The sequence below is a fragment of the Polynucleobacter cosmopolitanus genome (assembly GCF_002224225.1).
GTDB lineage: Bacteria > Pseudomonadota > Gammaproteobacteria > Burkholderiales > Burkholderiaceae > Polynucleobacter > Polynucleobacter cosmopolitanus.
Genome location: NZ_NJGG01000002.1, coordinates 270,835 through 282,832, shown reverse-complemented (window position 1 = coordinate 282,832; position 11,998 = coordinate 270,835). Strand labels below are relative to the sequence as shown.

14 protein-coding genes are annotated in these 11,998 nt (G+C 40.4%); 7 read left to right on the top strand and 7 right to left on the bottom strand.

Annotation, left to right across the window (positions count from 1 at the left end):
- The 5 genes from AOC33_RS06945 (at position 1) to AOC33_RS06925 (ending at position 4,899) form a co-directional block, all read left to right on the top strand.
- A complete protein-coding gene (locus AOC33_RS06945; RefSeq protein ID WP_089516129.1) occupies positions 1–1,071 on the top strand; it encodes an iron-containing alcohol dehydrogenase in 1,071 nt (356 codons plus the stop codon).
- Between the two features lies 1 nt (position 1,072).
- Positions 1,073–2,212: a TIGR03364 family FAD-dependent oxidoreductase gene (locus AOC33_RS06940; protein ID WP_089516126.1), complete on the top strand. Its 1,140-nt coding sequence runs from the start codon at positions 1,073–1,075 to the stop codon at positions 2,210–2,212.
- A gap of 2 nt (positions 2,213–2,214) precedes the next feature.
- Positions 2,215–3,024: a phosphonoacetaldehyde hydrolase gene (gene phnX / locus AOC33_RS06935; RefSeq protein WP_089516125.1), complete on the top strand. Its 810-nt coding sequence runs from the start codon at positions 2,215–2,217 to the stop codon at positions 3,022–3,024.
- A gap of 2 nt (positions 3,025–3,026) precedes the next feature.
- A complete protein-coding gene (locus AOC33_RS06930; protein WP_089516122.1) occupies positions 3,027–3,875 on the top strand; it encodes an EamA family transporter in 849 nt (282 codons plus the stop codon).
- A gap of 394 nt (positions 3,876–4,269) precedes the next feature.
- Positions 4,270–4,899, top strand: a complete 630-nt coding sequence (locus AOC33_RS06925; protein ID WP_089516120.1) for a LysE family translocator — start codon at positions 4,270–4,272, stop codon at positions 4,897–4,899.
- Positions 4,900–5,013: 114 nt separating this feature from the next.
- Here AOC33_RS06925 and AOC33_RS06920 read toward each other — a convergent pair whose 3' ends face one another.
- Positions 5,014–5,301 (bottom strand): putative quinol monooxygenase, encoded by a 288-nt coding sequence (locus AOC33_RS06920; protein WP_089516117.1) that lies wholly within the window; start codon positions 5,299–5,301, stop codon positions 5,014–5,016.
- Positions 5,302–5,558: 257 nt separating this feature from the next.
- On the bottom strand, positions 5,559–7,121 hold the full coding sequence (locus tag AOC33_RS06915) for a 4-hydroxyphenylacetate 3-hydroxylase family protein (protein ID WP_089516114.1): 1,563 nt from the start codon (positions 7,119–7,121) through the stop codon (positions 5,559–5,561).
- Between the two features lie 99 nt (positions 7,122–7,220).
- On the opposite strand from AOC33_RS06915, the gene AOC33_RS06910 reads away from it, so the two are divergent.
- Together AOC33_RS06910 and AOC33_RS06905 are read left to right on the top strand one after the other, a co-directional pair.
- Positions 7,221–7,883, top strand: a complete 663-nt coding sequence (locus AOC33_RS06910; protein ID WP_089516112.1) for a TetR/AcrR family transcriptional regulator — start codon at positions 7,221–7,223, stop codon at positions 7,881–7,883.
- A gap of 52 nt (positions 7,884–7,935) precedes the next feature.
- On the top strand, positions 7,936–8,628 hold the full coding sequence (locus AOC33_RS06905) for a 2-hydroxychromene-2-carboxylate isomerase (RefSeq protein ID WP_245835632.1): 693 nt from the start codon (positions 7,936–7,938) through the stop codon (positions 8,626–8,628).
- Positions 8,629–8,697: 69 nt separating this feature from the next.
- Here the strand turns inward: AOC33_RS06905 and AOC33_RS06900 are convergent, their stop codons facing one another.
- From AOC33_RS06900 to AOC33_RS06880, 5 genes are all read right to left on the bottom strand, one after another.
- A complete protein-coding gene (locus AOC33_RS06900) occupies positions 8,698–8,901 on the bottom strand; it encodes a hypothetical protein (RefSeq protein WP_089516111.1) in 204 nt (67 codons plus the stop codon).
- 251 nt (positions 8,902–9,152) lie between these two features.
- Complete coding sequence (gene folE, locus AOC33_RS06895) at positions 9,153–9,851, bottom strand: GTP cyclohydrolase I (protein WP_089516108.1); 699 nt, start codon at positions 9,849–9,851, stop codon at positions 9,153–9,155.
- The gene (locus AOC33_RS06890; protein ID WP_089516105.1) at positions 9,844–10,143 is read right to left on the bottom strand and encodes a SemiSWEET transporter; all 300 of its coding nucleotides are present in this window, start codon (positions 10,141–10,143) and stop codon (positions 9,844–9,846) included. The genes folE and AOC33_RS06890 overlap by 8 nt, the downstream gene beginning before the upstream one ends.
- A 111-nt stretch (positions 10,144–10,254) precedes the next feature.
- Entirely contained in the window at positions 10,255–11,265 is a 1,011-nt protein-coding gene (locus AOC33_RS06885) for an NAD(P)/FAD-dependent oxidoreductase (protein WP_089516102.1), read from the bottom strand.
- Positions 11,255–11,875: an alpha-ketoglutarate-dependent dioxygenase AlkB family protein gene (locus AOC33_RS06880; protein WP_089516101.1), complete on the bottom strand. Its 621-nt coding sequence runs from the start codon at positions 11,873–11,875 to the stop codon at positions 11,255–11,257. Before AOC33_RS06880 ends, AOC33_RS06885 begins: the two co-directional genes overlap by 11 nt.
- Between the last annotated feature and the right edge of the window lie 123 nt (positions 11,876–11,998).

The window sequence follows — 11,998 nt, the reverse complement described above, 5'->3', positions numbered from 1 at the left end:
ATGCCGAGTCCAAGTATTTATATGGGCTCTAATTCAGTAGAAGAGCTATCACATCTGTATCCAAATAAGAAATTTCATATTTGGCATATTCCTGAACTTCAACAAAACTTATTGAGAAAAATTAAAGGCTTTCTTGGGCACAGAATTGTCAGCCAAAACGTTTATGACTTTGGTATGCCTGATGTTGAAATGGTTTCTAAGTTAAATCAGCAGTTTTCAAAGACCACGCATGCTCATGATTCTGTCATTTTGGCTATTGGGGGTGGTAGTTTGATGGATTTTGCTAAGGTCATTAGATTCAAGTCTGAAAAAGAAGATTGGTGGTTAAACTGCCTGAATAAACCATTGGATGTAGTTCCTACGGGAGTTAATAAATTACCCTTGATTCTTATGCCATCCACTGCGGGTACAGGAAGTGAAGTAACTGGTACCGCAACAATATGGGACTTCGAAAATGGTTCTAAGAGTTCATTTTTCGGTTCTGAAGTTTATGCTGAATGTGCCATCATTGATCCTCAATTGACTCATGATGCGCCCTGGACTTTGACTAGAGACTCGGGGCTAGATGCCTTGTCTCATGCATTGGAGTCGATTTGGAATAAAAATAGCACGGCTGAGAACATTGCTACAGCTATCAAAGCAGCACAAAAGATTTGTATTCAATTACCTATTCTTAAAAATGATTTAAGAGATCTTCATGCAAGAGAGGAAATGTCTGAGGCAGCCTTTCTTGCGGGTGTTTCAATGTCAAAAACTCAGACCGCCTTGGCTCATGCATTATCTTATGATGACACCATCACAAACGGTGAATCCCATGGATATGCTTGTGCTAAGTGGTTGCCTGCTGTGTGGGCTCTCATTTATGCGAAATCAAGTAATGCTTCCACAAATGCATTCATACAAGAAGCCATTGGTGCGCATATGTCTAATCCACAAGAAATGTTTCACTGGCTTGAAAGTCTTGGGGTAAAGTCGCATCATCCTGATTGTCTAACCGAGGGTCAAAAGTGTCAGATGATTGAAGCATTCAATTCCGCAAGAGGAAAGAATTTTATAGGGTCAGTTCAGTGATATGAAGCAATATGATTTAGTTGTGGTTGGGGCTGGAATAGTCGGATTAGCGCACGCTTATGAGGCTACTTTGCGAGGTTTAAAAGTAGGGGTCGTTGAAAAAAATAATCGTTGCGTCGGTGCCTCAATTAGAAATTTTGGCTTTATCACAGTCTCCGGCCAATCAAAAAAAGATACATGGAGAAGGGCAAGGTACTCAAGGGAAGTATGGAAGTCTATTTGTGATCAAGCAAATATTCCAGTCTTGCACCGAGGAAGTTGGGTGGTTTGTCAAAGGCCTGAAGCGGTGGATGTTGCCCAAGCATTTTTGAAGTCAGACATGGGTGCTGATTGTCGACTATTTACTCCTGCAGAATTCTCGTCTTTGGGTGATCATGGATTTCAAAATACCCAATTTTTGAATCTTGATACCGCTCAAGGGCTGTTTTACAGTCCTTATGAATTTCGAGTTGAATCACGTGAGGCTATTCCAATGTTGACCGAGTGGTTAAGCTCGAAGCATGAAGTTGATTTTATTTGGGGCACTGAGGTGACTGATTATGACAAGACTCAAGTGCATACAAGTCAAGGTTCTTTTTTAGCTAATAAGGTAGTTATTTGCCCCGGCGCAGAAATGAATGGCATTGCAAAACAATTCATTTCTCATCACCCCATCAGTCTTTGCACCCTACAAATGCTGAGAGTTAGACTTGATACAAACTTTCGCCTCCCTGGTTCTATCATGACTGATAACAGTCTGGCTCGTTATTTAGGTTGGGCTGAGCTATCAGAAGCTAATGAGTTGAAGAAAATAATTGAAAATGAGATGCCTGATTACATCAAAGAGGGAATCCATTTAATTGCTGTTCAAAGTGCCGATGGTAGCCTTGTGATAGGCGACTCTCACCGATATAGCAATGCGGAGTCTGTTTTTTCTGATGAAACTATCGACGAAATGATCATTGGCTTGCTTCATAAAACTCTTAAGTATTCAGATTTAAGGGTGATTGAGCGTTGGAGCGGTGTTTACCCTTCAATGATTCAACAAGACGCACTGATTGAAAAAGTATCAAATTCACTGAGGGTAGCCATAGTTACAAGTGGTACTGGAGCAAGTACTGCATTTGGATTGGCCAAAGATAATTTAGATGATTGGATTTGAGCATGATTAAAGCGGTGATTTTTGATTGGGCTGGGACGACCGTTGATTTTGGTAGTAGAGCGCCTATGGGAGCTTTTGTTAAGTTATTTGAGCAAAATGGGATATCTATATCGATTGATGAGGCAAGAATTCCAATGGGCATGAACAAATGGGATCATATTGAAGCCTTGCTTCAAATGCCGCAAATACAGGATCAATGGAAAACGCTTCATCACAAATTACCAGCAAAGGCAGACATCGACCGCTTGCTTGAAGAGTTCGTTCCCATGAATAAACTCGCCCTGATTGAAAATTCAGACATGATCCCAGGGGTTGTTCAAGTGGTGCAACAACTTGAGTTTGATGGCATTCAAATTGGATCCACTACCGGATATGTTCGAGAGTTGATGGATGTGTTGATACCGATTGCTGCAAAAAATGGCTACAGACCGGAAATATGCGTTTGTTCAGGTGAAACTGAAAAAGGGAGACCCAGCCCTCAAATGATGAAGCGATGCGCTGAATTTTTTAATATTCGTGACCCTGAAAAAATCATCAAGGTAGATGACACTCTGCCTGGAATAGAAGAGGGTAAAAACTTCGGCTCTTGGACTGTGGGTGTGGCGCTTAGCGGTAATGCTTTGGGATTCTCTTTGGATGAATTAAATCAATTGCCTGAGGAAAAACAATCCTTACTGAAGCAACAAGCTAGGCAGAAGATACTAGAGATGAATCCAGACTTTGTGATTGATTCTGTTGCTGACTTGCTACCGATTATCAAAAAAATCAATCAAATGATGGCAAGTAATCTTCATCCCAATGCCATAGGCTAAAGTTGACGATTGGTGTTTTTACCCTGGTATTGATTGCTGCTTTATGCCATGCAATTTGGAATACGATCATTAAACTCTCACCGGATAAGTCATTAGAAACCTCTCTAATGAATTTATCAGGAAGTCTGATTGCGATTCCCGCCGTTCTTTATTTCGGTATTCCAGAGTCTGAGGTTTGGATTTTTTTGCTTGGCTCACTGATTTTGCATATTGCATACTATTACTCATTGTCTGGAGCTTATCAGTGGGGCGATATGTCGCTCACTTACCCGATTATGAGGGGGATGGCACCATTTTTTTTATTACTGATCACAAGTATTTTTGCATTTGAGCCATTGCTGCTTTCATCCATCATTGGAGTTTGTCTTTTATGCTCAGGCATAGTTTTTCTTGGGATAGATAGTGCTCGGGTTTTAAACCATAAAAAGGCAATTTTATTTGCATTATTGAATGCCTTAGTTATTGCTTTATATACGATTGTTGATGGTTTAGGAGTGCGAGCTAGTCATGATGTGTTTGCATATATTGCCATGTTCATCTTTATTGATGGCATTATTTACTCAAGTTTTGTTATATATCGCCGCCAAAAATCTTCGCAACATCTAAAGCAATATATGATTAATAGATGGCCATATTTCTCATTAGGGGCTATTGCCACAACAGGATCCTACGGTATTGCATTATGGGCTATGTCCGAAGCACCTATCAGCTTGGTCTCAGCGTTGCGCGAAGTATCTGTTTTGTTTGCAGTATTCATTGCATGGCTATATCTAAAAGAAAAGCTTTCTAAGCAGAGAATCGCTGGAGTTGTATTGGTTTTATTGGGCTCTTTTTTTATTAAAGCAATGTGATGGATTCTCTAAACTTTTATAGTGAGGTGGTTTTAAAAAGTCAAAATATTAACCTGTAAATTATTGAAATATATAGGTTTTTCTATCAAAAATTCTATGATGTCGCACGTTCGAATCGTGCTGGGCAGGCCAAATATTTATCGTATGACTTTGATTGAATGACATTTCTTATATTAATTTAAAAAATTGTTCCATCATTACAAAAATCTGTAGATGTATCAGTTGTTATGATTCGTTAGTTATCTCTGGGCACCACGAAGAATTAAAAAAATACGGTGATAGCAAGAAATTTTACAGATGCAGAATTAATTTTGACTCATCATGTGCAAAAAATTTATCAAGTACTTGAAAAACATATTGATACAAGAAATTTAAATTAGATATTTAAATCTTAATGGTTACACTTTCTCAGATATTCGCATTTTTAATTACAGCAGTCATTCTCACGGTCACTCCTGGACCAGATAATTTAATGGTTTTAGGAATTTCCTTATCAAAAGGAAGGCGTCTAGGGATTATTTTTGGTATTGGGTGTTCTCTAGGTTGTCTGAGCCACGCTTTAATAGCAATGTTAGGCGTTGGCATAATTATTATCTCTTCCCCTAATTTATTTGCCATGCTTAAATTTTTAGGTGGGGCATATTTGATTTATTTAGGGGCCAGTATTCTTTTGACTCATAAATATGGAAAATTAAGTGAGCAAAAAACCACTCATTATCAAGATGCTTCGTTGACGTTTGTTAAGGGATTGTTGGCAAGTTCCATCAATCCAAAAGTTGCCTTATTTTTTATTTCTTTTCTTCCTCAGTTTGTGGTGCCTCATCAGGGAGATGTTGCTATTCAACTGGGGTTGCTGAGCATTCTCTTTATTACCCAAGCAATTTTTATTTTTAGTTTAATTGCATATTTTTCAGGTTCAATTGGTAACATTCTCAGACGTAATCCAAAGACAAGTCTCTGGTTAAATCGCATTAGTGGAAGCCTGTTAGTTTTACTGGGTATCAGAACTTGGTTTATTGTCTAAATTTTCTATTGAGTACGCGTTCTTGATAGACGCAACATATTAAAAGTAATGTCGAAAGTGGTCTATTTACGGGCCTCTATAGCGCAGGCCACCCATTACCTTATAAATTTTGGTTCAAATAGGCTTGTAAACGTCAAGCTCTAGGGGGTCGGCCAGAAGTGCTTCAGTATCAACCACTGCTTTTTTAACAAAAGGCTCTGCCAAATGAGCGTTGAAAGCATCTTCGCTGGCCCATTCTTCTATAAAAGTGAACTCATTGCTATTGTTAGCATTGTTAACCAAATAGCAACTGATGCAGCCGGGATCATTTCTGATGGGCTCAACCAAAGCAATTAAGATTGGTTTGATTTGATTAATAGAATTTGGCTTTGCAAAAAAACGAGCAATTACACGAATAGACATAGGTTCCTCATTGGGTTTAAGTTGATAAAACCATCAACTAAGTTCGTTTGATATTAGAACTGATTGCATGATTAATCAAGTGAAAGCGCTCGAAAAGCTTGATATTCGACCACCTGCAGATACCATGGGCTACATGGTCAGTTCGATGTGATTCGACTTTTCTCAGTAGGTATTTCGCTCCAAATCTAGACAACTTGAAAGCATCGTTAAGGAGTTTTTTAACTATCTCTCACGTGCTTAATATTGATTGACTGTAATTAAGCTTTTGAAGGTGAATTGGGTAAGTCAACCATCACAGGAGCTCCTGGCACAGTGCATCCTTGAGTACAGCATTTTCCTGCCTGGGTATTTTGTGTAATCGTGCGATCGGAGTCGTTTGTTAATCCTCTATCTAGCAAGCGTTCAACCAGCTGTACTTTTGAGCCCAATGGGTAATTACGGTAGATTTCACGTTTCATCGCTTCAGGAGAGCCTCCACCATGCAAGCTGATGACTGAATACCAGCCGCCTTGATAAGAAGCTGTTAAATCTTCAATGAAGCGCGCAGTTTCAATGCGCTTGTCATAAGGTATGTTTGGGTTGGCCCGAAGTACATCGCTAAGTTTCGCGGCAGTTTCAGGATTGTGATCTTCATCAGGCCCTGGTAATGCCACAATTAATCCACCGGACACATAATGAGCAATCTTATGCATGTCATAAATTTGTGTGGCTAATAATAGTTTTCCGATATTTGAAAAAACAGGATCAGGCACAAAGCTTTGAGCAGGAATGTCTTCAGTTGCATATACGGAGGCAGCTACGCCGCAAGCATAAAAGCCTTCAGTAATTTTAATGAGCTCAACCATTTGATCGCGTAAGTGATGTTCTTCACCAGGATCAAATCCATTTGCTTCACACATCAGTGCCCCAGCACCAATTAACAAATCTCCAAATCCAGCGCGCGCACCAATACAGCTATGACGATGATGAGTGGCATAGTTATATGTCATGTAACCAGTGTGCTCCCATTCGTCAGCGTAAAAGACTTTGTCCCACGGCACGAAGACATTTTCAAAAATGACTACGCCGGTAGATTGACCATATTTATTTGAAAATAAGGACGCTTTTTCTCCTGGACGTCCTGCGGGGCGGGCAACAATCGTTATACCTTCAGCATCAACCGGTACAGCACAACAAACTGCAAAATCTGCATCCTCTTTGCTCATATTTCTGCAGGGCATCACCAGAAATTCGTGCATGTACGGTGCGCCAGTAACAATTGCTTTTGTTCCTGAAATACGAATACCTTTACCGTCGCGATGAGTGACATGTACATAGGCATCAATATTGCCTTGCTCGTGTGGTCGTTTGCTGCGATCACCTTTGGCATCGGTCATAGCAATACCTAGAGTCAAGTCGCGCTTTTGTACATCGTGAAGATAGGCGGCAAACTTTTCGCGATGTTCAGTTGTGCCTTTCGCATCATCTATTCGTGCTGATACTTGATGAATCGCATTCAATGCATCATGGGTGAGGTAGCGTTGAGCACAGCCTGTTTCTTGGCAAACAAGACGTACAGCTTCTAGTTTGTTTAATAGGTCACCACTGCTCGTATTAATGTGTACAAAGCGATTAACGAGCTCACCAGTGCTATTTTGGGTGGCGGTCATGATTGGTGCATATTCTGGCCGAAGAGCATAGTCATAGGTCAGTCCGACTGCATTCACCCCTGGGCGAAATGCAGGATCATCTACAACAGATTCAACGCGCCTTCCGTCCACAAATACCTTTGGCTTGTATTGGCGGAGTGACTCTTCATACTCTTTGGCTGACATCAACATGATGGTGACTTTCTGACTTTTATTGGCATGCTCATTTTTTAAATATTAAACATTGTTTAATTTATTGTCAATTGTTCAAATTTAGGTAAAATATTACAAATGAAACAAATATCTAACTCAAAAGATTCCAGCAAAGAAAAGTTGCTTGAGGCTCGTAAAGGCCGCTTAGCACTTGTCAGTGATGCCAAGAAAGCCCATATCTTGGCAGCAGCCAAAGAAGTATTTGAGGAGCATGGTTTGGAGGGAGCTAACGTCAGAGAAATTGCTAAACGAGCCGGATATACGCCTGGAGCAATTTATTCATATTTCACATCCAAAGAAGAAATTTATGGCGCATTGTTGGCTGATTCATTAGAGCGTTTAAATGATGCTGTTAGTAACAGCATGGAAGGCGCAAAATCTTCGGTGCAAAAAGCAGAACGATCTGCACTAGGATTCTATGAGTTCTACGCCTCAAACCCAAGAGATCTTGATCTTGGCTTTTATTTGTTTGGGGGTGCAAGGCCCTATGGTTTAACACCAGAACTGAATGCAAAGTTAAATACCAGGCTCAGAGATTCATTGCTCCATTTGGAAGATGCTTTAGTCGAGTTGGGAGCTTCACCTAAAGTTGCCAAAGAAGAAGTAACTGCTTTTTTCGCACATTCGGTTGGTTTGCTGATTTTAGAAAATACACATCGCATCAGAATGTTCCAAGAGAATTCCATGAAACTCTGTGTTACGTATATTAAGCAGTTGGTGGAGCGAGTAAAAATCAAGTAAAAGGGAAGTAAGGGAAGTAAGAGACGAAAATAGGGGTGCAATAAAAATTCAAATGCAAAATGCAACCCTTGATAACAATTCACTTATCTTAGGTTTCAATGAGAGTTTATTTAACATTATGAAAATCAAAGCTTATTTCTATTTCGACATCATTTCACCGTACGCCTATTTTTTTCTAAAATCCAGAAAAGTTTTAGAGGATAGATTGGAGATCATTCCTACTCCCATCTTTTTCCCAGGCTTGCTAAGACTTCAAGATAATAGGGGGCCGGCTGAGGTGCCTGAGAAGCGAATCTACACCTATCAATTTTGTGTGTGGAAAGCTCAGAAATTAAAACTGCCATTTCAATTTCCCAAGCGCCATCCCTTTGTATCGATTCCGGCACAGCGCTTATTGCTTCAGCATCATGCTGATTTAACGATGCTGGATAAAGCCTTTGATTTTGTTTGGGCTCAGGGGCATGATCCAGAGCTTGAATGGGAAGAGTTTTGTGTGGCAATTGGATTGCCTAAAAACACCCCAAAACCACAAGATGAAAATATCAAGAAAGCTTTGATTGAATCAACGCAAACCGCTGCAAATCATGGTGTATTTGGCGTGCCGAGCATAAGAATTGATCAGCAAATATTTTGGGGGGTTGATTCAATCGACTGGATTCTGGAGTATCTGACTAAACCGGAGATGTTTTCTGAAAAAGAATATCAAGCAGTACACTCAATCATTAATCCGCTGATAGAAAAATAATCTTGATAGTAACAGCGCAAAATTAAGATCACTAATTCTTATTATTAGTAAAAATAGATTTTTATTGGATTAACTTCTGCGTCTTTTCTTCCATGTGTAGGGTTCGCCATTAGATAACTTACCATCAGAAATCCCGTCAGAACCGAACTTTCCGACAATTTCGAGCCCATTTGCATGAATCGTTACAAATTCACCCAGTGCTTTTGCCCATTCCATGGCTTGATCTAGATTCTCAAACTCAAAAACCTCTGTTTTGTGTTCAATGAATATCAATTCAAATAACTTTCATAAAAATGCTGATCAAAATAATTAAGCATCATTGTTTCTGTAGCGTATTGCGAATAAATTGTTTTTTGTAATAAGCGTTATATTGACAGTGAAATCCAAATTACTCAAAGTGAGCAATCAAAAAAATGAATTTTTTTAAAATGGTCACCTATTTACCAAGAAAAATCAGGCAGTTTTACGATGACGTACTCAGCTTCATCAAAGCCAACTCTCGATAAAACCTGAATAAAGAAAACTTATCTTTTCTCAATCAAAGACAGGAACTCTCTGCGCAAATTGGAGTTTTCTAAAAAATCACCACGCATCACACTATTGATCATCTTTGAGTCATTGTCCTTAACACCGCGCCACTGCATGCAGAAGTGATCTGCTTCCATCACCACAGCTAAGCCAGCGGGTTTTAGTTTTTGCTCAAGCATGTTCGCAAGTTCCACCACGGCTTCCTCTTGGATCTGAGGTCTGGACATCACCCATTCAGTTAAACGAGCGTACTTCGATAGGCCAACTAATGCAGAGTCTTTGTCTGGCAGCACCCCAATCCAAATACGACCCATGATGGGGCAGAGGTGGTGCGAGCAGGCACTGCGCACGCTGATAGGGCCAATGATCATCAGCTCATTGAGACGGCTGATGTTCGGAAAATCTGTCAATGCAGGTGGCGCCACATAGCGGCCATTGAAGACCTCATTCACATACATCTTTGCCACACGACGACTGGTATTTCTGGTGTTGTGATCATTTTCTGTATCAATCACCAAGCTTTCAAGCAAAGCTTGTACTTTTTCAGACACTTCATCGACCAAGCCATCTAATTCACCTGGCTCTATATGTGCAGCAATATTGTCATTCGCATGGAAGCGGACCTTCTTGGCTTTCAAGCGCGCACGGATGACTTCAGAAATGGGTTGTTGCTTACTTGGCTTTTGTTCACTCATGATGATTGGCCTTATTTTGATCACCTTGGCGGTGTGCCATCAGGTGCTGAATTTTTAAATACAAAATAGTTGCTGATAAAACAAATGTGATGATGTTGGCCACCAGGATCGGACCGCTGCCAATCAAAATACCGTAAATGATCCAAAGAATAATTCCAAAAGTAAACGTGGCATACATGCCCAATGAAATACCCGACAAATCTCTGGTGGTAATTGACCGATAGGTTTGTGGAATAAAAGCAGCGGTGGTGATGGTGGCTGCGATGAAGCCAAGCAAGTTGTCAAAATCCATTGAAACTAATCCTTTGATGGCTTTAATTGAAATCTAAGTACCAATGTATAGGATTTCTTATTTTCTTGCTTGTCAGCTATCTAAAGGGTTATTTATCTCAAAATAAATATCTTAGGTATTAATTCTGTTAGCTAATTTAATGCCGCTTAACCAAGCCCCCTCAACTCGACCGCCATGTAGCCAGTCTCCACAAAAGCCAAGGCCATCCACTGGTGAATAGTGATACTCAATCATTGGTTCAAGGCCACCGCTTGCATAGCGCCAACGATGCATGGTCACTTGGGCATCTAAAGTATTGAAGCCAAGCTTCTCCATGCAAGCCAATAACTCAGCACTAACATCTTCTTTGGCCAGTTCTAGGTTTACATCACTCCACTCGGGGCTGGCATGAACGGTCCAGTAATCTAACCCAGCTCGTTTTGGCTTGGTGCTATTTCTAGCAATCCATGCAATCGCTTCTTGATTGATAAAAGCTGCATCAAATTGAAAAGAACTTTGGTGTGGAAAATGAACCATCATCGTCCAACAGGATTTCATCTTGGAATCATTTGCAATCTTTGATGCTTTATCAAGATTTGATACTTGTCCTGAGATATTTTTAAGTAGTGTCTCAACTTGCGGTGATGGAATAGCCAAAACAACCATATCAAATTGCTTCACCAATAGACCATGTTCCAGACTGCTCAAAGCCCACCCCTGGGTGCTTTTCTCCATTCCACAGATAGTGGTTTCATACTGAACTGATAACTGCTTGGCCAAATGCTTGGTTGGTGCTGTCATTTCAGGAATACCAACAAAACGTTTGTCCTTAGAAAGACTTTCTGACCAAGAACCTTCTTTGTAAACACCTAATTTGGGTTGCCACTGCGCAACCAGACCTAACTCAATCCAGCGATTGACTTCTTCTATAAAAAGAGGATCTCTCGCCGTGAAATACTGCGCTCCATGATCTGCTGACCATGTATCGGTTCTGCGTGTGCTCAAGCGACCGCTGGCGCCGCGGCTCTTTTCATAGACCTGAACCTCAAAACCCAAAGACTGTAATTGGAGGGCGCAAGCAGCTCCGGAGATACCAGCGCCAATCACTGCCACACATGGTTTTTTATTTGATTCAGCTTGCATGGTTTATTTTTCTAAAAGTTAAGTTGATTCGTGGTTCTACAGCCACCTTGGTTTTAAGCAAAGTATGCTGCCAATAGGTTTGAGTGGGAGGTTGCATCAGTAAAAGACTGCCATCGTCTAAAAATAGGGACGCTTTGCTCAAATCCTTCTTATGACGAAAAGAGAACTTTCTTCTTCCGCCAAAGCTCAGTGATGCAATCGGAGAGTTTTGATCCAACTCCTTCTCATCATCACTGTGCCAACCCATTCCTTCATCACCATGATGGTATAGATTGAGCAGACAAGAGTTGAACTGATGGCCACAGAAAGACTCCAGCTTCTGTTTAATGCCCAAGAGGGGCGCAGACCACTCTTGAGGATTCTTTTTAACCCCAGAATAGGTATAAGAAAGATCTGAATCAGCAACCCAAACAACCTTCCTGGTAGTAGTGATTTTCTTGCCAAACATGATTAATTCATCAAATTGCCAATTCAAACCCTTGAGCAGTTCCTCAAACAATTGCTTGCTCTCTGATCCTGAATAAAAATCTTTGTGATAAGTCACCTCACCATCTTTGGACAAGATGGTGAGGGCTTCATCAAGATCATTCATCAGGGAAATTTGTTTCATCAAGCGTGACTAGCTAAAAAAGATTAACATCTCAAATAAGTTGATTTTGGTGGTCTTGTATTCACCAAGAGTAATTCAGGAAGGGAATCTAAGTTGAGTTCAGATAAGCGCTGTTGTGGTTCA

Excerpts from the sequence above, each read along its gene's own strand:
- AOC33_RS06945 (WP_089516129.1), top strand. The coding sequence starts at position 1 with ATGCCGAGTCCAAGTATTTATATGGGCTCTAATTCAGTAGAAGAGCTA.
- AOC33_RS06940 (WP_089516126.1), top strand. The coding sequence starts at position 1,073 with ATGAAGCAATATGATTTAGTTGTGGTTGGGGCTGGAATAGTCGGATTA.
- phnX (WP_089516125.1), top strand. The coding sequence starts at position 2,215 with ATGATTAAAGCGGTGATTTTTGATTGGGCTGGGACGACCGTTGATTTT.
- AOC33_RS06925 (WP_089516120.1), top strand. The coding sequence starts at position 4,270 with ATGGTTACACTTTCTCAGATATTCGCATTTTTAATTACAGCAGTCATT.
- AOC33_RS06920 (WP_089516117.1), bottom strand. The coding sequence starts at position 5,301 with ATGTCTATTCGTGTAATTGCTCGTTTTTTTGCAAAGCCAAATTCTATT.
- AOC33_RS06915 (WP_089516114.1), bottom strand. The coding sequence starts at position 7,121 with ATGTTGATGTCAGCCAAAGAGTATGAAGAGTCACTCCGCCAATACAAG.
- AOC33_RS06910 (WP_089516112.1), top strand. The coding sequence starts at position 7,221 with ATGAAACAAATATCTAACTCAAAAGATTCCAGCAAAGAAAAGTTGCTT.
- AOC33_RS06905 (WP_245835632.1), top strand. The coding sequence starts at position 7,936 with ATGCAAAATGCAACCCTTGATAACAATTCACTTATCTTAGGTTTCAAT.
- folE (WP_089516108.1), bottom strand. The coding sequence starts at position 9,851 with ATGAGTGAACAAAAGCCAAGTAAGCAACAACCCATTTCTGAAGTCATC.
- AOC33_RS06890 (WP_089516105.1), bottom strand. The coding sequence starts at position 10,143 with ATGGATTTTGACAACTTGCTTGGCTTCATCGCAGCCACCATCACCACC.
- AOC33_RS06885 (WP_089516102.1), bottom strand. The coding sequence starts at position 11,265 with ATGCAAGCTGAATCAAATAAAAAACCATGTGTGGCAGTGATTGGCGCT.
- AOC33_RS06880 (WP_089516101.1), bottom strand. The coding sequence starts at position 11,875 with ATGAAACAAATTTCCCTGATGAATGATCTTGATGAAGCCCTCACCATC.